The organism is Pseudomonas sp. FG43, from assembly GCF_057809175.1.
In genome coordinates this window covers 22,066-47,399 of sequence record NZ_JBMDJL010000010.1, presented here as the reverse complement: position 1 = coordinate 47,399, position 25,334 = coordinate 22,066, and the positions used below count along the sequence as shown (strand labels likewise).

Here is a 25,334-nt window from a genome sequence, read left to right as displayed (position 1 = left end):
TCGGACAGTGGGATGACAGAAAAGATCAGGAAAATCCTGTTTCGTTCAGGAAACAGTAGTGGCGGCAGGCCACGTCCGACGTGGCCTGCAACGACATTCAGAGGTTTTCGTAGCGATTCATATCCAGCACCCCGCTCTCTCGCGGCTCGGTCTCCTGGATATAGCGGCTGATGTCATGGAAATAGGTCCAGAACAGCGGATGAGTGCGGCGCACACCCCAGCGCTGCACGATCTTCTCGAACCCGTCCTGATCCTTGACCTGCTGCATGGCGTCGACAAACCCGGACACTTCGTCAGCCGGGATATTGAACATGAAGTTCGGATAGCTGCTGAGCACGCCCGGGTAAATGGTCAGGGTGTCCAGACCCGGCTGGTAGCGATAGGACTCGCCCAGCAGGAAGGCAACGTTACTGTGGGCGCGGTTGCGCAGCATGCTGTACATCACACGTTTGCCGCTGGCGTCTTCAATACGCAGCATGGTCGCTTCGGGCAACTGATCGATGACCTTGAGGCCAGCGGCAGGCCTTGAAACCAGTCGACTGAGAGACTGCTCTGCCTGGGCAAAAGCGGGGCTGATACCGGGTCGCGAGCAATAAGCCCCCATGCAGCGGTTGATCGGGTCCGGCGCGGCGTTGAGGGTGCCGGAGCGCTGAATCAACTCCCGGGAGAAGTCCTGACGAGGGTGGCGCTCGTCAAGCCTCAGGCCGCTTGGAGTGTCGTCATCGATGCTCTGGTAGTCCAGCCACATCTTGAATTTGCCGGAGTCCTGATACAGGTCGCCCAGCATCTTCTCGCGCTTGTCGGCAGGCATCAGACGCATGAAATTGATTTCCGCACCGTTGCGGATCAGGTCGAAATACAGCCGGGTCTGGGCCTGATGGGAAATATTGCCGTAGACATCGAAGTTCACCGCCAACTGGTAATAGGTGCGCTCCAGCAACGGGTAATCGAACAACCATAGCGAGTGCGGCACATCGCCGATCAGCCCTTTGGTCACCGATGCGCTGTCGAAGTGGCGGAATACTGTCAGCAGCGAGTTATCATTGCCGGCCCACAGCGTCGACCAACTGGGTGGCGTCATGCTGGCGTAGCTGTCGCGGCGCAGGTTTTCATAAGCGTTGCGACGATCCCGGTAGGACAGCCACAGGCTCAGGATGCTGCCTACCTCGTCGTTCTGCCCGGGCATGGCCAGCAATGGCGTTGCCTGCCCACGGTACTGGGCGTCGATGACATAACGATCATGACTCGGCTCCTGGAACAGCACCCAGAAATGGTCGCGAATCACGTCGGTCGCAATCTGCCCACGGCACACCGGACCGCGAATGAAGGTGCGCACGAAGTATTCGGCGTTATCGAGCATGAACTGATAACGCGCCTGCGCCGGAATCGCCTCGAAAGTCAGAAACGGGTTGGCACGATGCCCCGGCCCATAGCCCGGCATTGCATCCACGCTCCAGTTGGCGCTGTAAAACAGATCCTTGACCCGCTTCAGCTTCTGCGGGCTCATGGCGTAGGTGATATGGGTCTTGTGGACGATCACGCCCTGTACCGGTATCAGCCGGTAATAGAAGTCATTGCCCGGATCGTCATTGGGGCGACGGGTAGCGATCAGATCGACAGGTTTGCCGCTTGGCGTGCGCGAGCGTACCCACTGAAAGAAGTGCCCGGTATCACCACCTTCGAAATAGACATGCGCCAGAAACAGGTGCTCGTACAACCATCGACCCACCAGCGTCTCTCTGGAACCCGGGCGGTTGAGCAAGGCTTCCCATTCGGCAATCTGCGCCGCTTCAGCGACATTGGGCATGATGGGTTGTTGTTCGACCGGCGCACCGGCAGACAGCCAGCGCTGCAAGGTCTGGTACTCGGCGTCGCTCAGCCCGGCCACCGCCAACGGCATGCCGCCGGTGGGATGCGCCTGGGCATAGGCAGGAAACTCGCCCGGCAGCGGGCAGAGGTTTTCCCGGTTCAACCCCAGAACGATGTCGTCGGGAATCTTGCTGTTGGGCGGCAGCGGCGCACTGCGCCCCAATTCCAGCATGCGTGCCATCAAGGCAGCCTGACTGCCCTGGGCATCGAGCACCGAATAGAAATCCTTGCGCCGCCATGCATCGGTGCCCTGAGCATCGTAAAACAGCCGGGTGGGCGCCATCGCCGTACTGCGCTCGCCCTGATAGACCGGGGTCTTGCTGGCCCCGCGGCTCATGCCCTCGCCGCTGCCCAGGTTCAACTGGCAAGGCGCGTCGTTGCAGGCATGGCAGGCCACGCACTTCTGGGTCAGGATCGGCTGGATATCCCGCACATAGGAAATAGCGGGGCCCGGGGCCGCAGGCACTCCCTGAGCCTGGACAGCACAACACCACAACAACAGAACGAGACTTGGCAATGAGCGGTACGGCATATCCAGGGCCTTGAAATGAAAAACCGCGCAATTCTACAGCTGTTAGAGCACACCAACATGAGCTATTTTCATGCAAAGGCGCCATCAACACCAAAAGCGCTCCGGTTTGGTATGATCTCGACCTTTCTGTATCGGCCTTTTCAAGGTATCCCTATGTCTGACCGCAGCGCCCGCCATCAAGCCTTTCTCAACGCACTTAAACAGAGGATCCTGATCCTCGATGGCGGCATGGGCACCATGATCCAGAGCTACAGGCTCGAGGAAGAGGATTACCGTGGCAAACGCTTCGCCGACTGGCCAAGCGATGTCAAAGGCAACAACGACCTGCTGGTTCTGACGCGCCCCGATGTCATCGGTGCCATCGAGAAGGCCTATCTGGATGCCGGTGCAGACATTCTTGAAACCAACACCTTCAACGCCACCCAGGTTTCCCAGGCCGATTACGGTATGGAAGCGCTGGTCTACGAGCTGAACGTAGAAGGTGCCCGGCTGGCGCGCAAGGTCGCCGATGCAAAAACCCTCGAAACCCCGGACAGACCGCGTTTTGTCGCGGGTGTGCTCGGCCCGACCAGCCGCACCTGCTCCCTGTCGCCGGACGTGAACAACCCCGGCTACCGCAACGTGACCTTCGACGAGTTGGTAGAGAATTACACCGAAGCCACTCGCGGCCTGATAGAGGGCGGCGCCGACCTGATCCTGATCGAAACCATCTTCGACACCCTCAACGCCAAGGCCGCGATCTTCGCCGTGCAGGGAGTATTCGAGGAAATCGGCTTCGAGTTGCCGATCATGATTTCCGGCACCATCACTGACGCTTCGGGCCGTACCCTGTCCGGCCAGACCACCGAAGCCTTCTGGAACTCCATCAGCCACGCCAAACCGATTTCCGTGGGCCTGAACTGCGCTCTGGGTGCCAGCGACCTGCGCCCTTACCTGCAGGAACTGTCCACCAAGGCCAACACCCACGTTTCCGCGCACCCGAACGCCGGCCTGCCCAACGCCTTCGGCGAATATGACGAACTGCCGAGCCAGACGGCAAAGATCATCGAGGAATTCGCCCAGAGCGGCTTCCTGAACATCGTCGGCGGCTGCTGCGGCACCACGCCTGCGCATATCAAGGCGATTGCCGAAGCGGTATCCGGCTACGCTCCGCGCCAGATCCCGGATATTCCGAAAGCCTGCCGCCTGTCGGGTCTTGAGCCGTTCACCATCGACCGCCAGTCGCTGTTCGTCAACGTCGGTGAGCGTACCAACATCACTGGCTCCGCCCGCTTCGCCCGCCTGATCCGTGAAGACAACTACACCGAAGCCCTGGAAGTCGCCCTGCAGCAGGTCGAAGCCGGTGCCCAGGTGATCGATATCAACATGGACGAAGGGATGCTGGACTCGAAGAAGGCCATGGTGACCTTCCTCAACCTGATCGCAGGCGAGCCGGACATCTCCCGCGTGCCGATCATGATCGACTCCTCCAAATGGGATGTGATCGAAGCCGGCCTCAAGTGCATCCAGGGCAAGGGCATCGTCAACTCCATCAGCATGAAGGAAGGCGTCGAGCAGTTCATCCATCACGCCAGGCTCTGCAAGCGCTATGGCGCGGCCGTGGTGGTGATGGCTTTCGACGAGGCCGGTCAGGCCGACACCGAAGCGCGCAAGAAGGAAATCTGCAAGCGCTCCTACGACATCCTGGTCAACGAAGTAGGTTTCCCGCCGGAAGACATCATCTTCGACCCGAACATCTTCGCCATCGCCACCGGCATCGAAGAGCACAACAACTACGCCGTAGACTTCATCAATGCCTGCGCCTACATCCGTGACGAACTGCCCTACGCCCTGACTTCCGGCGGCGTATCCAACGTATCGTTCTCGTTCCGTGGCAACAACCCGGTGCGTGAAGCCATTCACTCGGTATTCCTGCTGCATGCGATCCGCAACGGCCTGAGCATGGGCATCGTCAACGCCGGCCAGCTGGAAATCTACGATCAGATCCCGGCCGAGTTGCGCGAGCGTGTCGAGGATGTGGTCCTCAACCGCACCGCCGATGGCACCGACGCGCTGCTGGCCATTGCCGACAGCTTCAAGGGCGACGGCAGCGTCAAAGAAGCCGAAACCGAAGAGTGGCGCACCTGGCCTGTGAATCAGCGCCTTGAACATGCGCTGGTCAAGGGCATCACGACCCATATCGTCGAAGACACCGAAGAGTCCCGCCTGTCGTTCTCGCGCCCGATCGAAGTGATCGAAGGCCCGCTGATGTCCGGCATGAACGTGGTCGGCGACCTGTTCGGCGCAGGAAAGATGTTTCTGCCGCAAGTGGTGAAATCCGCCCGTGTGATGAAACAGGCCGTGGCGCACCTGATCCCGTTCATCGAACTGGAAAAAGGCGACAAGCCCGAAGCCAAGGGCAAGATCCTGATGGCCACGGTCAAGGGCGATGTGCATGACATCGGCAAGAACATCGTCGGCGTGGTACTGGGCTGCAACGGTTATGACATCGTTGACCTGGGCGTCATGGTGCCTGCCGAGAAGATCCTGCAAGTGGCCCGCGACGAGAAATGCGACATCATCGGCCTGTCCGGCCTGATCACCCCGTCGCTGGACGAAATGGTCCATGTCGCCCGCGAAATGCAGCGCCAGGATTTCCATCTTCCGCTGATGATCGGCGGGGCAACCACTTCCAAGGCGCATACGGCAGTCAAGATCGAGCCGCGTTACAGCAATGACGCCGTGGTCTATGTGACTGACGCCTCCCGCGCAGTGGGTGTTGCCACACAGTTACTGTCAAAGGAACTGAAAGCCGGCTTCATCGAGAAGACTCGCCGCGAGTACGTCGAAGTCCGCGAGCGTACCTCGGCACGCAGCGCCCGCACCGAACGCCTGAGCTATGGCGCGGCAGTCGCGAAAAAGCCGCAGTTCGACTGGAGCAGCTACGAGCCTGCCAAGCCGACCTTCACCGGCACCCGCATTCTGGAAGACATCGACCTGGACGTGCTGGCCGAATACATCGACTGGACACCCTTCTTCATTTCCTGGGATCTGGCCGGCAAATACCCGCGCATCCTGACTGACGAAGTGGTTGGCGAGGCGGCTACAGCGCTGTTTGCCGACGCCCAGCAGATGCTGCGCAAACTGATTGACGAGAAGCTGATCAGCGCCCGTGCGGTGTTCGGCTTCTGGCCTGCCAATCAGATCGATGACGATGACCTGGAAGTCTACGGTGACGACGGCCAGCCACTGGCAAAACTGCATCATCTGCGCCAGCAGATCATCAAGACCGATGGCAAGCCGAACTTCTCCCTGGCCGACTTCGTGGCGCCCAAGGACAGCGGCGTGACCGACTATGTGGGCGGTTTCATCACCACCGCAGGCATCGGTGCCGAAGAAGTGGCCAAGGCCTACCAGGACAAGGGCGACGACTACAACTCGATCATGGTCAAGGCACTGGCCGACCGTCTGGCCGAAGCCTGCGCCGAATGGCTGCACCAGCAGGTGCGCAAGGAATATTGGGGTTACGCCAAGGACGAGCATCTGGACAACGAAGCGCTCATCAAGGAGCAATACGTGGGTATCCGTCCTGCACCGGGTTACCCGGCCTGCCCGGATCACACCGAGAAGAGCACCCTCTTCGCCCTGCTGGACCCGCTGCCTGAAGGCACACCGATCCATACACCCGGCAAGAGCGGCGTGTTCCTCACCGAGCACTACGCCATGTTCCCCGCAGCAGCCGTCAGCGGCTGGTACTTCGCCCATCCGCAGGCGCAATACTTCGCCGTGGGCAAGGTCGACAAGGATCAGGTCGAAAGCTACACCGCTCGCAAAGGTCAGGATCTGAGCGTGACCGAGCGCTGGCTGGCACCCAACCTGGGTTACGACGAGTAACCCGTCGCCGCCCTTTCCCCATGGATACCCGCCATCCATGGGGAAAGGGCATTATTTCGGGTCTTGCTGAACCAGCGGCAGCATGTTTTTCAGGGCAAAGGGGGAATTGCCGTCGACCGGCTCACGCCTGAACGCCTGTTTGTCCAGGTAGTAACGCTCGACTTTCGCAGCCTCCAGAAAACGCCTGGCATCATGGCGCTCTACCAACTCCAGCACCCGCACACTGCGCTCACCGATTCGGGGGCGTGTCTGAGCATCGGCAGCATCGTAGTCATGCAGCAAGAGCATGGCCCAGCCGCCAATGGTGAAGTGCCCCGTTGCCACCACACTCAAGCGACCATTCAACTGCGCCTGCAATGAAATCGTCGTACCGTTGATGGCGCTGAACAGGATGTCCTTGCCGGGTTCGCCGCCACGCTCGCGCAACGCATCCATGGCACCGAGCGCCATTTGCTCGTTCGCAGCCCAGATCAGCCGGATATTCGGATATCGCTTGAGCAGTACCCGGGCCTGCTCCTGTGCCCGGTCACGACGCCAGCCACCCAGCACGATCTGACGCAGATGAACCTGCGGAAACTCTTCAAGAGCACGGCGCATCCCCTGTTCACGCGCCAGGGAAACCGGCGTGGAGTTGGTCCCGGAAAACGCCAGCATCTCGATTGGCTGGCCGTCAGCCAGACCAGGATAAAGGCTTATCAGCCGCCTTGCCGTCAGATAGCCGCCCTCCTCATCGTTACCGATCAGGCTGCCGATGAAGTTCGGGTATCGCGAGGGAAGATCGCCCAGAATCCGCACCTGATCCTCCGTCAGCGTATTGTTGACGGCCAGCAGCTTGACGCCACTGCCCTGAGACAATCGCAGGACCTCGGGGGCTACATTCAATTCATTGGAGAACACCAGATAGTCAGGACGCTGACCGGCCCCCTGCAACGCCTCTCGCGCCATATCCAGCAATTTGCGGGTGTCACGATCCGTGTACAGCACCTTGAGTGACATGCCGGTTTCATCGGCAGCCGACTGCATGACACGCGCATAGCTTTGCCAGTAGCCATCGGTTGCAAAACCCGGGCTTAGAAAGGTTACGGAAGCGGCCAGGGCCACACCGCTCCATGAACCGCAGAGAATGATCAAACAGCGGAAAATGAAGCCACTCATATTCACAGAACCTTGAGCATATAAATGGCTATCGGCCGCCCTTCCCGAATACTGGAGAGCTGCGCAGTCGACCGCTAGACAATCAGGTTCTGGCTATTGGCCGCTGACCCAGAAGACAGCAGCGCCTACTACCAGCAGAATCAGGAAGAAAATAGCCCAAGCATCCACGTTGCTATCGGACTTGGTGGTCTTCGGGTGCTTACTCATCGCATCGCCTCTTGTCGGTTTTATAGGTGATTGCATATGAAAAATTTTGTCTTACCCCTCATCGGGCATCGATCAGCACTCAGTAAAGTCGACAATTTCCCGCACTTCAAGCAGGGTCTTGTACATGCGGCGCAGGGACAGGATTTTGCTTATCGCTTTTAACGATTTGCATATATATAAACATCACTTTTACCGATATCTGCAAACTGGTATCTTCGCCGCGCTCCGTTGGGAGTGCGCGACCGTGCGCGCAGAATTGTCTAGATGGCGTAAGGCTTCGCAAGCGAAGACAGAGGCTGTGTAACCGCAGTCGTGTTTGACGCCGCAGCCCTTGCTTCATTACGAAGCCTGAGAACAGGACCTATATGTACGTATACGACGAGTACGATCAGCGGATCATCGAGGACCGCGTCAAGCAGTTCCGTGACCAGACCCGACGCTACCTGGCGGGGGAACTGAGCGAAGAAGAATTCCGACCGTTGCGCCTGCAAAACGGTCTTTATGTCCAGCGTTTCGCGCCGATGCTGCGCGTTGCCGTACCTTACGGCCAACTGACGTCGCGCCAGACGCGCATGATGGCCAAGATAGCCCGCGATTACGACAAAGGCTATGCGCACATCAGCACCCGCCAGAACGTTCAGTTCAACTGGCCAGCCCTGGAAGACGTGCCGGATATTCTGGCCGAACTGGCAACCGTGCAGATGCACGCCATCCAGACCAGCGGCAACTGCCTGCGCAACGTGACCACCGACCAGTTCGCCGGTGTTGCCGCCGACGAGCTGATCGATCCGCGCCCATGGTGTGAAATCGTTCGCCAATGGACCACGTTCCACCCGGAATTCGCCTACCTGCCGCGCAAGTTCAAGATCGCGATCAACGGCTCGAAAAGCGACCGTGCCGCCATTGAAGTACACGATATCGGCCTGGAGCCGGTACACAATGCTGCTGGCGAACTGGGCTTCCGCGTGCTGGTCGGTGGCGGTCTGGGCCGCACGCCAGTGGTTGGCGCCTTCATCAACGAGTTCCTGCCATGGCAGGATCTGTTGAGCTACCTGGACGCCATCCTGCGGGTCTACAACCGCTACGGCCGTCGCGACAACAAGTACAAGGCCCGGATCAAGATTCTGGTCAAGGCACTGACACCTGAAGTCTTCGCCGAAAAGGTCGAGGCCGAAATGGCTCACCTGCGCGGCGGCCAGACCACCCTGACCGAAGCCGAAGTGCAGCGTGTTGCCAAACACTTCGTCGACCCGGATTACAAAACCCTCAGCGATCAGCACGCCGAGCTGGCTGCCCTGGACGCCCAACACCCGGGCTTCGCTCGCTGGCGCACCCGCAATGTCCTGGCCCATAAAAAGCCGGGGTACATTGCAGTGACCCTGTCGCTCAAGCCGACCGGCGTTGCTCCTGGCGACCTGACCGACAAACAGCTGGATGCCGTTGCCGATCTGGCCGACCGCTACAGCTTCGGCCAGCTGCGCACCTCCCACGAGCAGAACATCATTCTGGCCGACGTCGAGCAGTCCGAGCTGTTCACCCTCTGGAACGAGTTGCGTGAAGGCGGTTTCGCCACGCCGAACATCGGCCTGCTGACCGATATCATCTGCTGCCCTGGCGGTGACTTCTGCTCGCTGGCCAACGCCAAGTCGATCCCCATCGCCGAATCCATCCAGCGTCGTTTCGATGACCTGGACTACCTGTTCGACATCGGCGAGCTGGACCTGAACATTTCCGGCTGCATGAACGCATGCGGTCACCACCATGTCGGCCACATCGGCATTCTGGGTGTGGACAAGAAAGGCGAAGAGTTCTATCAGGTTTCACTCGGCGGCAGCGCCAGCCGTGATGCAAGCCTGGGCAAGATCCTCGGCCCGTCCTTCGCCCAGGACGCAATGCCGGACGTGATCGAGAAGCTGATTGACGTCTACGTCGAGAAACGTACCGAAGACGAACGCTTCATCGACACTTACCAGCGTATTGGCATTGACCCTTTCAAGGAGCGCGTCTATGCAGCGAATCATTAAGAACAACGAAGTCATCGACGAAACCTGGCACCTGCTGCCCAAGGACACGACTTTCGACAGCCTGTCCAACTGCGATGACCTGATTGTGCCGCTGGCGTTGTGGCGCGAACATGGCCACGCACTCAAGGCCCGCGATGGCGGCCTGGGTGTATGGCTGGACAGTGATGAAGAAGCCGAGGAAATCGGCGAGCACGTGGATCAGTTCCAGGTCATTGCCCTGAACTTCCCGGCCTTCACCGATGGCCGTAGCTACTCCAATGCACGCCTGCTGCGTGATCGCTATGGCTACAAGGGTGAGTTGCGGGCAATTGGCGATGTGTTGCGCGACCAGTTGTTCTACCTGCGTCGCTGCGGTTTCGATGCTTTCGCTGTCCGCGCCGACAAGGACCCCTACGACGCCCTCGAAGGCCTCAAGGACTTCTCGGTGACCTACCAGGCTGCAACCGACGAGCCACTGCCGCTGTTCCGTCGCCGCTGACGGACAGTGTTTCGCGAATGAATTCGCCCCTACCGTGGGAGCGAATTCATTCGCGAAGGCATCACCAGAACCGCTGCTGGGTCAAGCGACTCCACCAGCCGGTCACCAGGCGATCAACCGATGACGTTGCCGCCAGCCCAACGCGCTCCTGAAGGCTTTTGCGCTGGGCATAATTCAGGTGAAACACCTCTGCATCCTTGGCACGCTCGGCCAGATACTGGTCACTGGTCTGCAACTCATCGACCAATTGCTTCTCAAGAGCAGCCATACCCAGCCAGACTTCACCGGTGGCCACCTCATCGATGGACAACTGTGGGCGATAGCTGGCGACAAAGCCCTTGAACAGGTCATGGGTGATGTCCAGATCCTGCTGGAACTTCTCGCGGCCCTTCTCGGTATTTTCGCCAAACACGGTCAGGGTGCGCTTGTACTCGCCAGCAGTCAGCACTTCAAAATCGATATCGTGCTTTTTCAGCAACCGGTTGACGTTGGGCAACTGCGCCACGACGCCGATGGAGCCGAGAATCGCGAACGGTGCGCTGATGATCTTGTTACCGATGCAGGCCATCATGTAGCCGCCACTGGCCGCGACCTTGTCGATGCAGATGGTCAGCGGAATCCCCGCCTGACGGATACGCGCCAGTTGCGATGAAGCCAGACCATAGCTGTGAACCATGCCGCCGCCGCTTTCCAGGCGCAGGACCACTTCATCCTTGTCGGTAGCCATGGTCAGCAGCGCGGTGATTTCATGACGCATGCTTTCGGTGGCCGAAGCCTTGATGTCGCCATCGAAATCCAGCACGAAGACGCGGGGTTTCAACTCAGGCTCGGCCTGCTTCTTCTCTTTCTTCAGGGTCTTGGCCTGCTCCTTGCGCAAGGCCTTGAGGCGATCCTTGTCCAGCAGCGCCTGCTCCAGATGCTCGCGCAGGCCTTTATAGAACTCGTTGAGCTTGGTGACCTGAAGTTGTCCTGCCGTCCTGCGACGACCTTTTCCACGTGCTGACGCGATAGCTACCAGCACGACGACGATGGCAATGACCAGCGTAACCGTCTTGGCCAGAAAACTTGCGTAATCGGCAACGAAATCCACAGATACTCCTCACTTGCGTTGCGCCCTTTCCAGTCAAGGGCTTCGATGGCTCAAGCATACCGACGCGCTCTGACGTTCACCAGCACACGACCTGTTGCAAATAGTTAAAACGGTAATTTCAAACGAGCGTATGTTTTTTCGTTGACAGGCCCCGGCCATCCCCCATAACCTCGCCGGACCTTCAACGTACCGAGACGACACGGACGTGGGCAGCATTTATTTGATACGACATGGCCAGGCTTCATTCGGTGCAGACGATTACGACGTCCTGTCGCCCGTCGGTATTCGTCAGGCCCAGGTAATTGGCGAACATCTGGCGCAGCTTGGCCTGCGCTTCGACCGCTGCCTGTCCGGCAATCTGCGGCGCCAGAAGGACACTGCACAAAATGCCCTGGCCCAACTGGCCGAGGCCGGTCTTGAGCCGCCTGCGCTGGAAATCGACAGCGCCTTCAATGAATTCGATGCCGAAGGCATCGTCCGCGCCCTGCTGCCCGCAATGCTCCCCGATGAACCCGATGCCTTGAATATCCTGCGCAATGCCGGCCATGACCCGGCCGAGTTCCAGCGCCTGTTCGCACAGATCGTCAGCCGCTGGCTCGGCGGCGAACACGACACACCGGGCATGCAAAGCTGGCTGGCGTTCGTCGCTGGCGTAAAGGCAGGTCTGGACAGAATCATCGAAGCGGCAGACAAGCACGGGCGCATCGCCGTGTTCACCTCCGGCGGCACCATCACGGCTTTACTGCATCTTGTCAGCGGCGTACCTGCCCGGCAGGCATTCGAGCTTAACTGGCATATCGTCAACACCTCGCTGAACCGGCTGGAATTCAGTGGCAGCAAGGTGACCCTGGCTTCCTTCAACAGTTACACACACCTGCAACTGCTGAAGGCGCCGGAACTCATCACTTACCGCTGAGTCCGGCCAACCGCGCCCTGACCGGCGCCAGAACCAACCATAAAAGGATAAGACCATGACCTCAGTAGCCGAAGCTGTCCAAACCATGAAAGCCAAGTTCAACCCAAGCGCTGCTTCGGGCCTGGACCTGGTTTTCGGCTTCAACATCACTGACGAAGACAAGCACTACGCCCTGATCGTCAAGGACAGCACCTGCGAACTGCAGGAAGGTGAAAACCCTGACGCCAACGTGACTCTGGTCATGGACAGCGAAACCCTCAAAGGCATCGTCAGCGGCGAGACCGATGGCATGCAGGCTTTCATGGGCGGCAAACTGCGCGCCGAAGGCGACATGATGCTGGCCATGAAGCTGAGCGAGCTGTTCCCGGTTTAATGAAAACCACTGCGCCCGGTCATGCAGACTGGCTCAGGACGATGCACGAAAAACCGAAGCTTCAGGGCTTCGGTTTTTTTTCGTCTGCAATAAAACCGGCTGATCGGCGGGCAACACGCTAGCCTATAAGGCTCGCCAAGGGTTGTTCGCCAATAGCCTGCCGATTAGATTAGCCAATGATCCTGATAGACCATAATAAACAGGAATAAGTATGGCGCTAACCGACCAGTCCACGGATATTCGTCCCGGTGAAGAGCTGGACGCACACCTGATTGATCCCTACCTGAAAGCACAGATCCCTGGCCTCAGCGGTTTGCCGCAGATCAGCCAGTTTCCGGGAGGCGCATCGAATCTCACCTACCTGATCCGTTATCCCGAACAGGAGTTTGTCCTGCGCCGCCCGCCATTCGGGCAAAAAGCCAGGTCGGCCCACGACATGGGCCGTGAGTATCGTATTCTCAACGGCCTCAAGGATGCATTTCCCTATTGCCCGAAAGCCTATGCACACTGCACCGATGAAAGCCTGATCGGCTCTGACTTTTATGTCATGGAGCGGGTCAAGGGCATCATCCTGCGCTCGGACCTGCCGCCTGAGCTGAATCTGGATGCCCGACAGACCGGGGAACTGTGCAAAAGCTTCATCGACAAGCTGGTGGAGTTGCATCGGGTCGATTATCAGGCGTGCGGCCTGACTGACCTGGGCAAGCCTCAGGGTTATGTCGAACGGCAGATCCTCGGCTGGAGTGAACGCTACGAGAAAGCCATGACCCCTGATGCTCCCGCCTGGGAAACGGTCAGGAACTGGCTGGTGGAAAAAATGCCCTCCGACCACCCGCAGCACGCCATCGTACACAACGATTACCGCTTCGATAACGTGATTCTCGCCCCCGAAAACCCGATGCGCATCATTGGCGTGCTGGACTGGGAACTGACCACGCTGGGCGACCCGCTGATGGATCTGGGCAACACCCTCGCCTACTGGATACAGGCAGACGACCCTGCGCCCGTGCAGTTGATGCGCCGTCAACCCAGCAATGCGCCGGGCATGCTGACCCGCCAGCAGTTTGTCGATTATTACGCCGAACGCTCGGGCATCCGCATCGATAACTTCGACTTCTACTACACCTACGGCCTGTTCCGTCTGGCGGGCATCGTGCAACAGATCTACTACCGGTTCTTTCATGGCCAGACCCGGGACAAGCGCTTCGCACAGTTCATTCAGATGAACCTGCTGCTGGAGCGGATGAGCCTGCAAGTGATCGAAAAATCCAGTCTTTGAGTGCAGTGACCCAGGAAACAGGAAACCAACATGTCCAGAACCCAGTTATTCGACCTTGATGGCAAAATCGCCTTTGTTTCCGGTGCCAGTCGCGGCATCGGGGAAGCCATCGCCAGACTGCTGGCCCAGCAAGGCGCACATGTCATCGTCTCCAGCCGCAAGATCGAGGGCTGCCAGCAGGTTGCCGATGCAATCATCGCCGAAGGTGGCAAGGCGACGGCCATCGCCTGCCATATTGGCGAGATGGAACAGATTCAAAGCGTCTTCGAGCAGATTCGCCAACAGTTCGGGCGTCTGGACGTGCTGGTCAACAATGCCGCCACCAACCCGCAGTTCTGCAATGTGCTGGATACCGACCTGGGTGCCTTCCAAAAGACCGTGGATGTGAACATTCGCGGGTACTTCTTCATGTCGGTGGAAGCCGGCAAGCTGATGCGCGAAAACGGCGGCGGCAGCATCATCAATGTGGCCTCGATCAATGGCGTATCTCCAGGCGAATTCCAGGGTATCTATTCGGTGACCAAGGCAGCCGTCATCAATATGACCAAGGTGTTTGCCAAGGAGTGCGCGGCGTTCGGTATCCGCTGCAATGCCCTGCTGCCGGGCCTCACCGACACCAAATTCGCCTCGGCACTGGTCAAGAACGACGCCATTCTCAATGTGGCACTGGCCCAGATCCCCCTCAAGCGCGTGGCCGCGCCCAGTGAAATGGCCGGTGCGGTGCTGTATCTGGCCAGCGAAGCGTCGAGCTATACCACCGGGGTTGCGCTGAATGTGGATGGCGGGTTTCTTTCCTGAGTGCAGCCATGACGTCTGCGTGGGAGCGAATTCATTCGCGAATGAATTCGCTCCCACAGAACCAGATAAGAATTAAATTTCCATAATTATAATTTGTAGAATATATTTTCCGAAAACAATAATCCTTTACGGAGACTGTCATGCGGAAAACCCCTCTCGCTGCGCCACTGGGTATCGGGCTGATCGGCACCGGTTTCATGGGCCGCGCCCATGCCCTTGCATTTCGTAATGTCAGCGCGACTTTTGAGCTGCCTGCCCCTCTCCACCTGGCGGCACTGGCCGATGCAGACAGCGCCCGTGCCGAGCAGTGTGCGCAAGCATGGGGGTTCGAGCGCAGTCATGGCGACTGGAAGCAACTGATCGACGATCCTCAGGTTCAGATCGTGGCGATCACCACACCCAATCATTTGCACTTCCCCATGGCCATGGCAGCCATCGCCGCGGGAAAGGCGGTGTATTGCGAAAAGCCTCTGGCCGTCAGCCTTGCCCAGGCCGATGAGATGCGCCGCAGCGCCCAGACCGCAGGCGTCGTGACGCAAGTGGGTTACAACTATCAGCACAACCCGATGATCGGCCTGGCAAAAGAGATGATCGAGGCTGGCGAGCTGGGGGACATCATCAGTTTCCAGGGCGAGTTCAGTGAGGACTTCATGGGCGACCCGGCTTCGCCATGGTCCTGGCGCTGTGAAGCCGAGCATGCCGGTGGCGCACTGGCCGATCTTGGCAGCCATCTGCTGGCCATGGCCCGCTACCTGTTGGGCGATATCGAAGCAGTGTGCGCCGACTCGAATACGGTGCATCGCCAGCGCCCGAGCACTCGCGGCAGCAGCGAGCTGCGCCCGATTGCGGTAGACGATCAGACCCACGCCCTGCTGCGCTTTGCCAGTGGCGCACGCGGCACCTTCAGCAGCAGCTGGCTCAAGCATGGCTACAAGAATCACCTGAGCTTTGAAATCAGCGGCACTCGCGGCACCCTGGCTTTCGATCAGGAGCGCTTGAACGAACTGCGCATTTATCGCTCGGGCGCCACCGGGCGCGATGGCTTCCAGCGGATACTCGCAGGCCCGGCCCAGGCAGGCTATGCCGCCTTCTGTCCAGCGCCCGGCCATCAACTGGGTTACAACGAACTCAAGGCACTGGAAGTACATTCTCTGATTCAGGCCGTTTGCGGCCTTGGCAAGCGAGGACCGGATTTCGAAGAGGCCTGGCAGATCGAACGCCTGGCAGCGGCGATTCGCCTTGCGGCGCGTGAACAGCGCTGGGTCGGACTGGGTGAAATTTGAGAGCCAGGCTTCGACCATTGTCTGACACTGGGTACACATGGGAGTAGAATGCGCGGCCTTCGGGCAGCCATTCTGCCCCCCTGCCCTATAAGCCGTACCGATCATGCCTTTTGAACTCAGTGTCGACCTTACTACCCTCGCTGTTCTGATCGCCGTTGCCTTCATCGCCGGATTCATCGATGCCATTGCCGGCGGCGGCGGGCTGCTGACCACCCCGGCCCTGATGACAGCCGGCCTGCCGCCGCATCTGGTTCTGGGCACCAACAAGCTCAGTTCGACCTTCGGCTCGGCCACGGCCAGCTTTACCTACTACCGTCGCAAGCTTTTCCATCCACGCCAATGGATGCATGCATTGGTCGGCACCGCTGTGGGTGCGGCACTCGGCGCGGTGATTGCCCATTACCTGCCTGCCGAATGGCTGAACCAGATGCTGCCGGTGATTGTGTTCGGTTGCGGTTTGTACCTGCTGTTCGGCGGCACGCCCAAGGCGCCGCTGGACAGTGACGCGCCGATCAAGAAGAAATGGCAACTGCCCCAAGGCCTGACGCTGGGTTTCTATGATGGCGTGGCGGGTCCCGGCACCGGAGCCTTCTGGACTGTCAGCACCTTGATGATGTACCCCGTGGATCTGGTGAAGGCCAGTGGCGTGGCGCGCAGCATGAACTTCGTCAGCAATGCCGTGGCCTTGTCGGTGTTCATCTTTTCCGGCCAGGTAGACTTCGTGATCGGCCTGAGCATGGGGCTGTCAGTGATGCTCGGTGCCTACTTCGGCGCAGGCACCGCAATCAAGGGCGGTGCCAGGTTCATTCGCCCGGTGTTCATCACCGTCGTGCTCGGCCTGACTGTGCGCCTAGCCTGGCAGCACTGGTTCGGGGGCGCCTGAGCGACGAGCCAGATACGACTCGATCAGATAGCGCGCAATGGAACGGCTGGCCGGCAAAGGCGGCAGGTCATCGATACGGAACCAGCGCGCATCTTCGATCTCATCGACCTGCGGCACGATTTCACCGCTTTCATATTCGGCATGAAAGCCCAGCATCATCGAGTGGGGGAACGGCCAGCACTGGCTGCCCATGTAAGTGATATTGCGGATGCGGATCTGCACCTCCTCCATCACCTCCCGACGCACGCAGTCCTCGGCGGACTCACCCGGTTCGGCAAAGCCCGCCAGAGTGCTGTAGACGCCCGGCACGAAGCGCGGTGAACGGGCCAGCAGGATTTCATCGCCACGGGTAATCAGCACGATCATGCTTGGCGAGATACGCGGATAGAAGCGCAGGTTGTCATGCTCGCAGTACATGGCCCGCTCGCCCGGAATCTGCACCGTCGGGCGGCCACAGGCGCCACAGAATCGATGTTCGCGAGCCCAGGTGCTGATCTGCGCCGCATAGCCAAGCTTTTGATAGACAGCAAAATCGCCTTGCAGCATGAACTGGCGAAGCCCCTGCCAGGTGCATCCTTCGACCTCCACCGACCTGTCGAGCACCAGCACATAGACCGGCTCGCCATCGAAGTGGCCAATCCCATGCTCGCTTTGCACCGGCAGGTCCTGACGCTTGAGCCACTCCCTGGGGAACATGACGCCATTGCCGTCGAGCAGGAAACCCTCGTCGCCATGGACCACGGCCCAACCACCCGTGGCTTGCGTATCCAGAACTGCGGTAGTCCAGCGCGCCGGGCGTGTCATGGCAAAACTCCTCTGGTAACTGGCAAGAATCTTAGCTCCTCAATTGTCGAAAACAGGCTTCTGCTTGCTCATGTGCGCCGCCATGGCCACTTTGAGGTCTGCCGATTGCAACATGGCAGAGTTCCAGATGGCAACGTGCTCAAGGCCATCGTCAATGCGATGGTCGCGCATGTAACCGATCATTTGCTTGGTGCCCTCTATCGCGATAGGAGACTTGGCGGCAATTTCACGGGCGATGGCGAAGACACCTTCCAACAGGCTCGGCGCATCGGCAAAAGTGCTGTTGACCAGACCGATGCGCTGGGCTTCTTCGGCACCCACGGTGCGCCCGGTATAAGCCAGCTCACGCATCATGCCGTCACCGATGATCCGTGGCAGGCGTTGCAGGGTCCCGACATCGGCAGCCATCCCCATATCGATTTCACGGATCGAGAATTGCGCGTCGGCTGCGGCGTAGCGCATGTCGCACGCGGAAACCAGGTCGATGGCGCCGCCCAGGCAATAGCCCTGAATTGCAGCGAGCACGGGCTTGCGGCAGTTGTCCACCGCAGTGAACGAAGCCTGCATCTGCTGGATCTTGCGCCGCAACATCCGCGCATTGCGCCCGACATCCTTGCCCATCTGCCCCGCGATGGAAGCCAGCAGCGCCAGATCGATCCCCGAGGAAAAATGTTTGCCCGCACCACTCAAAACGACGACACGCACCTCATCGTTCTCCTCGACCCACTGGAATATCTCGATTATTTCACTCCAGAAGGCAGCGCTCATGGCATTGACCTTGTCTGGTCGATTAATCTGCACATGAGCAATGTGATCGGTCAGTTCGACGAGAAAGGCTTGGTAATCGGACACGGGCATCATCCTCAGAGGTGATTATTGTTTTGACTGGCCCGGACTATACCAAGCCCTTCACAACTGCCGTAAGACGACTTTTGTGACATTTCCCGGACCGCGAATCGGCCATGTTCCATGGCCTGACACATAAAAAGTATGAACCGTCGAGGCCTCAAGGGGTCCAGATTCATTGCCTGCAATCGGAAACAAGAGGGCAATACTTGGAAAATTCAAAAGCGGTAACCGGTATAGAAGGTCTGGACGACATCCTTTCGGGTGGTCTTTCACGCAATCATGTTTTCCTTCTCGAAGGGGAACCCGGAACCGGCAAGACCACCGTAGCGCTGCAGTTTTTGCTGGCGGGTGCGCAAACGGGTGAAGTCTGCCTCTACATCACACTCTCGGAAACCGAACGAGAGCTGCGTGAGGGAGCACGTTCCCATGGCTGGGAACTGGATGAGCATATCGAGATTTTCGAGCTGACGCCTCCTGAAAGCCTGCTCAATACCGAGCAGCATCAAAGCCTGCTGTACTCCTCCGACCTTGAGCTGGGGGAAGCAACACGGCAGATCTTTGACGTGGTGGAGCGCATCAGGCCATCTCGCGTAGTCATAGACAGCCTTTCGGAAATTCGCCTGCTGGCGCAGAGTTCGTTGCGCTACAGACGGCAGATTCTGTCCATCAAGCATTACTTCGCTCGCTATGACGCGACCGTCATTCTGCTCGACGACCTGACTACGGAGTCTCTGGACAAGACCGTACACAGCGTCGCCCACGGCGTCATCCGCCTGGAAGAACTGACACCCAACTATGGCGCAGAACGGCGACGCCTCAAGATCGTCAAGTATCGCGGTCAGAAGTATCGCGGCGGCTTCCATGACTTCACCATCATGGAAGACGGAATCCATGTGTTCCCGCGCCTGGTCGCGGCCGAACACCGTAATGACTACATCCGCACGCAACTGGGCAGCGGCATCAAGGAACTCGACGACTTGCTCGGCGGTGGTACGGACAGCGGCTCAAGTACGCTGATCCTCGGCCCGGCCGGCACTGGCAAATCGTTGATCGCACTGGTCTTCGCCGCACAGGCCGTATCTCGTGGCGAGCGGGTCGGCCTGTTCATCTTCGACGAAGAACTGGGCCTGCTGTTTGACCGGATGAAAAAGATAGGCATCGACCTCAAGGCCTTGCAGGCCACGGGCAACCTGATGATCGAGCAGGTGGACGCTGCCGAGTTGTCTCCGGGGGAGTTTTCCCATCGGGTGCGCCGCTGCGTGGATGACAAGCAGATCAAGACCGTTGTCATCGACAGCATAAACGGCTATCAGGCGGCAATGCCGGAAGAGAACTCACTGGTTCTGCACATGCATGAACTTCTGCTTTATCTCAACCGACAAGGTGCCTCGACCTTCATGACCGTGGCGCAACACGGCCTGGTCGGCGATATGCAAACGCCAGTGGACATTACCTATCTGGCAGATACCGTCATCCTGTTGCGCTACTTTGAAGCGCTCGGCCAGATTCGCAGGGCCATATCCATCATCAAGAAACGAACCGGCACTCACGAATCGACGATTCGCGAATACCGCATTGGCAGGAGCGGCCTGAGAATAGGCGAGCCGTTATCAGCCTTTCAGGGTGTCTTGCGCGGCGCTCCCGATTACTTTGGCGAAAGCAAGCCACTGCTCAAGGATGAAGACGAGTGAGTGTCAGCGGATTGTTATCGGAGCGGGCTGTCATTCTGGCCCCCAGAGGACGTGACAGTCAGATTGCGGTAATGATCCTTGAGGAAGCGGGCTATGGAGCAACCATAGCCCGCGATCTCAACGAACTAGGCCAGGAACTGGCTGCCGGAGCGGGACTCGCGATCATTGCCGATGAGGCACTGCGCGGTGCGGATATCGATCCGCTGGTGAGCCTTCTGGCCAACCAGCCCGCCTGGTCAGACCTGCCTATCGTGTTGCTCACTCACCATGGCGGCCCGGACCAGAACCCTTCGGCACGTCTGGGCAACCTGTTGGGCAACGTCACTTTCCTGGAACGCCCCTTCCACCCCATCACGCTGGTCAGCCTGGTGTCCACAGCCGTGCGCGGCCGTCGACGCCAGTACGAGGCTCGGGCACGCATGGAGGATCTTGTGGAGGGTGAAAGGCGTTTGCAAAACGCCCTCAAGGCAGGTCGGCTCGGTTCATGGCAACTGGAGGCCGGATTTATGGTGCTGACCTGCTCGGCCATCAGCAAATCCCACTATGGCCGTGAAGAGCACGAAAACTTCACCTACGACGACTGGCTGGAAACGGTTCACCCCGAAGACCAGCCACGCATGCAATCGGCCTTGCAGCGCAGCCTGGATACAGGCGTCGATTTCATCATTGAATACCGGGACATCTGGCCCGACGGTTCGGTCAACTGGGTCGATGTACGCGCAAGGGCCATACGGGCCAAGAACGGCCAGGTCAGCGCATTGTCCGGAGTGACCTCCGATATCTCTGAGCGCAAACAGGCCGAAGCCCAGCTCAGAAGCCTCAACGAAACCCTTGAACAGCAGGTCGAAGAGCGCACTTCGCAACTGCGCCATAAAGAAGAGATCCTGCGCCAGTCGCAAAAGATGGAAGCTGTCGGCCAGTTGACCGGCGGCATCGCCCACGACTTCAACAATATGCTGACGGGGATCATCGGCAGCCTTGAGCTGATCAGACGACGTCTGGCCCGGGGCCGCATCGAAGACCTCGACAACCTGATCGACCTGGGCGTGACTTCCGCCAACCGTGCAGCCGCCCTCACCCATCGTCTGCTGGCGTTTTCCAGACGCCAGTCACTGGACTCAAAGCCTGTAGAGATGAACCAGTTGATCAGTTCAATGGGCGAATTGATCCAGCGCAGCCTCAACGAAAGCATTCACCTGGACATGCGCCTGCATGCAGAGCTATGGACCGCCGAGGCCGACCCCAACCAACTGGAAAATGCCCTGCTCAACCTGGTGCTCAATGCTCGGGACGCCATGCCCGATGGCGGGCAGTTGCAGATCGAGACCTTCAATCAGCGGCTGGACAAGTCGTTCACCAACGCCCATGAAAACCTTCTGCCGGGCGACTATGTAGTGCTGAACGTCAGCGACAACGGTTGTGGCATGCCGGAAGCCGTGGTCAGCCGCGCCTTTGACCCGTTCTTCACCACCAAACCCATCGGCCAGGGAACGGGGCTCGGGCTGTCGATGATTTACGGTTTCAGCAAACAGTCTCATGGTCATGTCGCCATCAAGAGCGAAATGGGCCGCGGTACGGCAGTGCAGTTATTCCTGCCGCGCTTCCAGGGCGATCAGCCTGAAAACGAGCAGAGCTATCAGGGCAACACCCTTTTTGCCAAAGAAGGCGAAACCGTACTTATAGTCGAAGACGATCCAGCCGTACGGGCCTTGGTCAGCGCAGTGCTCGGCGAACTGGGGTATGCCTTCATAGAAGCCGGCGATGCCCGTGGAGCCGTACCGATTCTGGAGTCGGATCAACGCATTGACTTGCTGATCAGTGACGTCGGCCTGCCCGGCATGAACGGTCGGCAACTGGCGGAAATAGCCCGGCAACTGAGGCCAGAGCTGAAAGTGCTGTTCATTACCGGCTATGCCGAACATGCGGCGGCACGCTCGGGGTTTCTGGACACGGGCATGCAGATGATCACCAAGCCCTTTGCGTTTGATCACCTGACATCCAAGGTACGAGAGATGATCGAGGCCTGAAGCCTCCATTCTGGACGTTTCAGGCCAGCAGGCGCTGGATCTGCGTATGCAGGGTTTCCATGGTGAATGGCTTGGCCAGAATCGGTGCCTTGCGAGTGATCGGGCTGTCGCAATCGAGAATTTCCGCAGGATAGCCGCTGATGAAGATCACTTTGAGTTCAGGCCGCAGCTTGACTGCCGGCTCGGCAATCATCACACCGGAAAAGCCGCCTGGCAGGCGATAGTCGGTGATCATCAGGTCCAGATGGGGCTTTGTCGCAAGAATCTCGAACGCCTGCTCGCCGTTGGTGGCCTGCAAGACTCGATAGCCCTCGCCCGACAGATAGTCGGCCAACAGCATCAAGATCAGGGGTTCGTCTTCGACGATTAGTACGACGTTTTCTGCATCAGCGCTCATGGAACTGCCTTTGTTCTGTAAATAGCTGCCAATACGACCACGGCGCTCTGTAGAGGTTGCGCTAATTTTTCCCGAAAATTTGCAAACCTCTGTAGGAGCGAATTCATTCGCGAGACAGCATTTGAAGGCGATACATTTTTTGGGGATGTACCGACCTCTCGCGAATGAATTCGCTCCTACAGAGGCAGGCAGACCCGGAATGTCGAGCCCTTGCCCTCTTCGCTTTCCACGACAATCCGGCCGCCATGGGCCAGGACGATCTGCTCGGAGATGAACAACCCGAGCCCCAGGCCGGCAACGGCATGCTTGGCCGTTACCCGCTCGAACTGCTGGAAGATGCGCTTCTGGTTTTCCCCGGAAATACCGATCCCCTGGTCGATCACTTCGACCCGTGCCTCTCCGTTGTCACAGTACACACGCACTTCAATCGGCTTGCGGGCGCCGTAGCGCATGGCGTTGGTCAGCAGGTTGGCCACCACCTGCTCTATCCGGAATTCGTCCCAGACACCAATGACCGTGTCATCGGCAAACAGGGTGATCGTGGATTCGGTCGCAGTAATCTGGGCGGAGAAGTTCTCCAGCAACTGGCTGACCAGTTCGCTCAGGTCAAAAGCACTCGGCCGGATCGACAGTTTGCCGGTGCGGATACGGGACACATCGAGCATGTCCTCGATCAACCGGATCAGGCTCTGGATCTGGCGCTCGTCGCGATCGACCATGCCACGCAGTTTTTCCATGGTGAAAGCCGAAGCGTTGTCCTTGGCCAGATGCAGCTTGCGCAGCTGGGTTTCAAGGATCAGGCCATTGAGTGGCGTACGCACTTCATGGGAAACGATGGACATGAAGTCATCGCGCATGCGGATCGCATGCTCAAGCTCGCCCTGTGTCGCCTGCAAGCGCTTGAGCAGCACCTCCTGCTCCTGACGACTCTGCTCCAGTGCCTCGACCTGCAGTTTCACCGCCTTGCGCTGACGATAAAGCTCGACGAACACATTGACCTTGCTCTTGACCGCATGGATATCAAGCGGCTTGTGCAGGAAGTCCACTGCGCCGCTTTCATAGCCCTTGAAGGCGTAGTTGAGCTCACGCCCTGCCGCACTGACAAAAACGATGGGGATGTTCTTGGTCTTCTCGGTGCTGCGCATCATCTCGGCCAGCTCAAAACCGTTCATACCGGGCATCTGCACGTCGAGAATGGCCAGGGCGAATTCGTGCTGCAGCAGCAGAGACAAGGCTTCGTCTGCCGAAAGAGCCTTGTAGACTTCTCGGTCATCGCGCTTTATCAACGCTTCGAGGGCGAGCAGGTTTTCCGGCAAATCGTCGACTATCAGCAGTTTTGCCTGGATTTCATTTAGCATGCGATTCGTTCCAGCTCGACCAGCAGTTGGCCTATCTCATTCAAAGGCAGAAGGTAATCGGGCGAATGAAGCGCCAGAGCCGCCTCCGGCATGGTACGTGCCAGGGCCTGATCAGGGTCCTGGATCACGGTAAAGCCACCGTATCTCTTTATGTGCGCCAATCCGAGCGCGCCATCGTTGTTGGCACCGGTCAATAAAATGCCCGCAAGGCGTGAGCCAAAGGCATCGGCAGCCGAATCGAACAAGATATCGATGCTGGGCCGAGAATGAAACACACGCTCTTCCTGGCTCAATGAAAAGCTCTGATCGTTTTCAACCGACAGGTGGTAACCGGCGGGCGCAAAATACAGCGTGCCCGGCACAATCGACTCCTTGTCGTCAGCTTCCTTGACCGGTATCTCCAGACGATTCTGGAACACATGGGCCAACTGGCTGCGTCGCTCCTCAGGCAGATGCAGGACAGTAATGATCGGCAGACGGAAGCCGGGCCTGAGCAGGCTGAATATTTTCAGCAATGCTTCCACACCCCCAGCCGAAGCGCCGACAACAATGGCATCTACGGCCGGCAGGGGGCAATTCTGCGACTCGGCACTGAACGTCGTTTTCATTTTTTCCGGTAGATCCGTTCCGGCTTCACCAATGTCTCGAAAGCATTGCTGTACGCGGAGAAATCCAGAGTCTCCTTGCTGCCCAGCGCCAGGAACCCGCGATGGCACAGCGACTCATGGAACAGCCCGAACGTTCGGTTCTGAAGGTTCTTGTTGAAGTAAATCAGCACATTACGGCATGAAATGAGCTGCGTTTCGGAAAACACGCTGTCAGTGGCCAGACTATGATCGGCAAAGGTGACATTCTCACGCAGGGTCTTGTCGAATATCGCGTAATCATAGGCCGATGTGTAGTAATCCGAGAGCTCGCGCTGACCACCGGCCTTGCGGTAGTTATCGGCATAGGCGCGCACGCTTTCCATGGGGAAGATCCCCTGCTTGGCCTTTTCCAGCGAGTTCGGGTTGATATCGGTGGCGTAAATGATGGTGCGCTCCAGCAAACCCTCTTCGCGCAGCAGGATGGCCATCGAATAAACCTCCTCCCCTGTGCTGCATCCAGCGATCCAGACCTTTATCGAGGGATAGGTTCTGAGCAATGGCACGACTTCCTGGCGAATCGCCAGAAAGTGCGAAGGATCACGAAACATCTCGCTGACCGGAATGGTCAGGAACTGCAGCAATTGCATGAAGGCCGCCGGGTCATGCAGCACCCGCTCCTGCAAGGCGGAGATGGTGCTGCAATCGAACTGGCGCAAGGCATGACTGACCCGACGCTTGATGGAAGCGCCGGAGTAATCCCGAAAGTCGTAGCTGTACTTCAGGTAAATAGCATCAATCAGCAGTCGCAGCTCGATATCAGCGTTTCGATCAAGGACCATGAAAAAACCTGAAAGAGTGAAT

General features: G+C 58.6%; 21 protein-coding genes. 11 read left to right on the top strand and 10 right to left on the bottom strand.

The annotated features are described in order from the left end of the window. Window positions 1–97: 97 nt before the first annotated feature. A complete protein-coding gene (locus tag ACODS3_RS13745; RefSeq protein WP_489034770.1) occupies window positions 98–2,401 on the bottom strand; it encodes a fatty acid cis/trans isomerase in 2,304 nt (767 codons plus the stop codon). 153 nt (window positions 2,402–2,554) lie between these two features. Between ACODS3_RS13745 and metH the strand changes: the two genes are divergently transcribed. After that, complete coding sequence (metH, locus tag ACODS3_RS13740; protein ID WP_489034768.1) at window positions 2,555–6,274, top strand: methionine synthase; 3,720 nt, start codon at window positions 2,555–2,557, stop codon at window positions 6,272–6,274. Window positions 6,275–6,325: 51 nt separating this feature from the next. On the opposite strand, the gene ACODS3_RS13735 is transcribed toward metH, so the two are convergent. Both ACODS3_RS13735 and ACODS3_RS13730 read right to left on the bottom strand, forming a co-directional pair. Continuing rightward, window positions 6,326–7,429, bottom strand: coding sequence for an ABC transporter substrate-binding protein (locus tag ACODS3_RS13735; RefSeq protein ID WP_201019564.1), 1,104 nt, complete (start codon window positions 7,427–7,429; stop codon window positions 6,326–6,328). A gap of 93 nt (window positions 7,430–7,522) precedes the next feature. After that, entirely contained in the window at window positions 7,523–7,636 is a 114-nt protein-coding gene (locus ACODS3_RS13730) for an RAMP4 family protein (RefSeq protein ID WP_489034766.1), read from the bottom strand. Window positions 7,637–8,001: 365 nt separating this feature from the next. Here ACODS3_RS13730 and ACODS3_RS13725 point away from each other — a divergent pair, with 365 nt between their 5' ends. After that, complete coding sequence (locus tag ACODS3_RS13725; RefSeq protein ID WP_201002055.1) at window positions 8,002–9,660, top strand: nitrite/sulfite reductase; 1,659 nt, start codon at window positions 8,002–8,004, stop codon at window positions 9,658–9,660. After that, on the top strand, window positions 9,644–10,138 hold the full coding sequence (locus tag ACODS3_RS13720; protein ID WP_201002053.1) for a DUF934 domain-containing protein: 495 nt from the start codon (window positions 9,644–9,646) through the stop codon (window positions 10,136–10,138). Before ACODS3_RS13725 ends, ACODS3_RS13720 begins: the two co-directional genes overlap by 17 nt. A 61-nt stretch (window positions 10,139–10,199) precedes the next feature. Here the strand turns inward: ACODS3_RS13720 and sohB are convergent, their stop codons facing one another. Next, window positions 10,200–11,228: a protease SohB gene (sohB, locus tag ACODS3_RS13715; RefSeq protein WP_201019563.1), complete on the bottom strand. Its 1,029-nt coding sequence runs from the start codon at window positions 11,226–11,228 to the stop codon at window positions 10,200–10,202. 205 nt (window positions 11,229–11,433) lie between these two features. Here sohB and ACODS3_RS13710 point away from each other — a divergent pair, with 205 nt between their 5' ends. From ACODS3_RS13710 to ACODS3_RS13685, 6 genes are all read left to right on the top strand, one after another. Beyond that, complete coding sequence (locus ACODS3_RS13710) at window positions 11,434–12,144, top strand: histidine phosphatase family protein (RefSeq protein WP_201019562.1); 711 nt, start codon at window positions 11,434–11,436, stop codon at window positions 12,142–12,144. Window positions 12,145–12,199: 55 nt separating this feature from the next. Further along, entirely contained in the window at window positions 12,200–12,517 is a 318-nt protein-coding gene (locus ACODS3_RS13705; protein WP_201002048.1) for an SCP2 sterol-binding domain-containing protein, read from the top strand. Between the two features lie 211 nt (window positions 12,518–12,728). Then, entirely contained in the window at window positions 12,729–13,796 is a 1,068-nt protein-coding gene (locus ACODS3_RS13700) for a phosphotransferase family protein (protein ID WP_489034762.1), read from the top strand. Window positions 13,797–13,826: 30 nt separating this feature from the next. Beyond that, window positions 13,827–14,594, top strand: coding sequence for an SDR family oxidoreductase (locus ACODS3_RS13695; protein ID WP_201002044.1), 768 nt, complete (start codon window positions 13,827–13,829; stop codon window positions 14,592–14,594). 140 nt (window positions 14,595–14,734) lie between these two features. Beyond that, the gene (locus ACODS3_RS13690; RefSeq protein ID WP_489034760.1) at window positions 14,735–15,877 is read left to right on the top strand and encodes a Gfo/Idh/MocA family protein; all 1,143 of its coding nucleotides are present in this window, start codon (window positions 14,735–14,737) and stop codon (window positions 15,875–15,877) included. A 103-nt stretch (window positions 15,878–15,980) separates the two neighbouring features. Further along, complete coding sequence (locus tag ACODS3_RS13685) at window positions 15,981–16,760, top strand: TSUP family transporter (RefSeq protein ID WP_201019559.1); 780 nt, start codon at window positions 15,981–15,983, stop codon at window positions 16,758–16,760. Here the strand turns inward: ACODS3_RS13685 and nudC are convergent. Both nudC and ACODS3_RS13675 read right to left on the bottom strand, forming a co-directional pair. Further along, window positions 16,728–17,564 (bottom strand): NAD(+) diphosphatase, encoded by an 837-nt coding sequence (gene nudC / locus ACODS3_RS13680; protein WP_201019558.1) that lies wholly within the window; start codon window positions 17,562–17,564, stop codon window positions 16,728–16,730. The two genes, ACODS3_RS13685 and nudC, sit on opposite strands and share 33 nt — an antisense overlap. 39 nt (window positions 17,565–17,603) lie before the next feature. Then, window positions 17,604–18,416, bottom strand: coding sequence for a crotonase/enoyl-CoA hydratase family protein (locus ACODS3_RS13675; protein WP_201019557.1), 813 nt, complete (start codon window positions 18,414–18,416; stop codon window positions 17,604–17,606). Between the two features lie 203 nt (window positions 18,417–18,619). Here ACODS3_RS13675 and ACODS3_RS13670 point away from each other — a divergent pair, with 203 nt between their 5' ends. Together ACODS3_RS13670 and ACODS3_RS13665 are read left to right on the top strand one after the other, a co-directional pair. Then, window positions 18,620–20,104: an ATPase domain-containing protein gene (locus tag ACODS3_RS13670; RefSeq protein ID WP_201019556.1), complete on the top strand. Its 1,485-nt coding sequence runs from the start codon at window positions 18,620–18,622 to the stop codon at window positions 20,102–20,104. Next, window positions 20,101–22,131, top strand: a complete 2,031-nt coding sequence (locus tag ACODS3_RS13665) for a response regulator (RefSeq protein WP_489034757.1) — start codon at window positions 20,101–20,103, stop codon at window positions 22,129–22,131. Before ACODS3_RS13670 ends, ACODS3_RS13665 begins: the two co-directional genes overlap by 4 nt. Before the next feature lie 19 nt (window positions 22,132–22,150). Here ACODS3_RS13665 and ACODS3_RS13660 read toward each other — a convergent pair whose 3' ends face one another. From ACODS3_RS13660 to ACODS3_RS13645, 4 genes are all read right to left on the bottom strand, one after another. Continuing rightward, the gene (locus ACODS3_RS13660) at window positions 22,151–22,528 is read right to left on the bottom strand and encodes a response regulator (protein ID WP_201002030.1); all 378 of its coding nucleotides are present in this window, start codon (window positions 22,526–22,528) and stop codon (window positions 22,151–22,153) included. Between the two features lie 176 nt (window positions 22,529–22,704). Next, window positions 22,705–23,886: a hybrid sensor histidine kinase/response regulator gene (locus tag ACODS3_RS13655; RefSeq protein ID WP_489034754.1), complete on the bottom strand. Its 1,182-nt coding sequence runs from the start codon at window positions 23,884–23,886 to the stop codon at window positions 22,705–22,707. Next, window positions 23,880–24,494 (bottom strand): chemotaxis protein CheB, encoded by a 615-nt coding sequence (locus ACODS3_RS13650; RefSeq protein ID WP_201019553.1) that lies wholly within the window; start codon window positions 24,492–24,494, stop codon window positions 23,880–23,882. The genes ACODS3_RS13655 and ACODS3_RS13650 overlap by 7 nt, the downstream gene beginning before the upstream one ends. Then, entirely contained in the window at window positions 24,491–25,312 is an 822-nt protein-coding gene (locus ACODS3_RS13645; protein ID WP_201002024.1) for a CheR family methyltransferase, read from the bottom strand. Before ACODS3_RS13645 ends, ACODS3_RS13650 begins: the two co-directional genes overlap by 4 nt. Window positions 25,313–25,334 lie beyond the last annotated feature (22 nt).

What these genes read in the sequence shown, in the direction of transcription:
- ACODS3_RS13725 (WP_201002055.1), top strand. Translation starts at nt 8,002, where the DNA reads ATGTACGTATACGACGAGTACGATCAGCGGATCATCGAGGACCGCGTC.
- ACODS3_RS13730 (WP_489034766.1), bottom strand. Translation starts at nt 7,636, where the DNA reads ATGAGTAAGCACCCGAAGACCACCAAGTCCGATAGCAACGTGGATGCT.
- ACODS3_RS13735 (WP_201019564.1), bottom strand. Translation starts at nt 7,429, where the DNA reads ATGAGTGGCTTCATTTTCCGCTGTTTGATCATTCTCTGCGGTTCATGG.
- ACODS3_RS13690 (WP_489034760.1), top strand. Translation starts at nt 14,735, where the DNA reads ATGCGGAAAACCCCTCTCGCTGCGCCACTGGGTATCGGGCTGATCGGC.
- ACODS3_RS13685 (WP_201019559.1), top strand. Translation starts at nt 15,981, where the DNA reads ATGCCTTTTGAACTCAGTGTCGACCTTACTACCCTCGCTGTTCTGATC.
- metH (WP_489034768.1), top strand. Translation starts at nt 2,555, where the DNA reads ATGTCTGACCGCAGCGCCCGCCATCAAGCCTTTCTCAACGCACTTAAA.
- ACODS3_RS13660 (WP_201002030.1), bottom strand. Translation starts at nt 22,528, where the DNA reads ATGAGCGCTGATGCAGAAAACGTCGTACTAATCGTCGAAGACGAACCC.
- ACODS3_RS13645 (WP_201002024.1), bottom strand. Translation starts at nt 25,312, where the DNA reads ATGGTCCTTGATCGAAACGCTGATATCGAGCTGCGACTGCTGATTGAT.
- ACODS3_RS13655 (WP_489034754.1), bottom strand. Translation starts at nt 23,886, where the DNA reads ATGCTAAATGAAATCCAGGCAAAACTGCTGATAGTCGACGATTTGCCG.
- ACODS3_RS13695 (WP_201002044.1), top strand. Translation starts at nt 13,827, where the DNA reads ATGTCCAGAACCCAGTTATTCGACCTTGATGGCAAAATCGCCTTTGTT.
- ACODS3_RS13705 (WP_201002048.1), top strand. Translation starts at nt 12,200, where the DNA reads ATGACCTCAGTAGCCGAAGCTGTCCAAACCATGAAAGCCAAGTTCAAC.
- ACODS3_RS13720 (WP_201002053.1), top strand. Translation starts at nt 9,644, where the DNA reads ATGCAGCGAATCATTAAGAACAACGAAGTCATCGACGAAACCTGGCAC.
- ACODS3_RS13745 (WP_489034770.1), bottom strand. Translation starts at nt 2,401, where the DNA reads ATGCCGTACCGCTCATTGCCAAGTCTCGTTCTGTTGTTGTGGTGTTGT.
- ACODS3_RS13700 (WP_489034762.1), top strand. Translation starts at nt 12,729, where the DNA reads ATGGCGCTAACCGACCAGTCCACGGATATTCGTCCCGGTGAAGAGCTG.
- nudC (WP_201019558.1), bottom strand. Translation starts at nt 17,564, where the DNA reads ATGACACGCCCGGCGCGCTGGACTACCGCAGTTCTGGATACGCAAGCC.
- ACODS3_RS13650 (WP_201019553.1), bottom strand. Translation starts at nt 24,494, where the DNA reads ATGAAAACGACGTTCAGTGCCGAGTCGCAGAATTGCCCCCTGCCGGCC.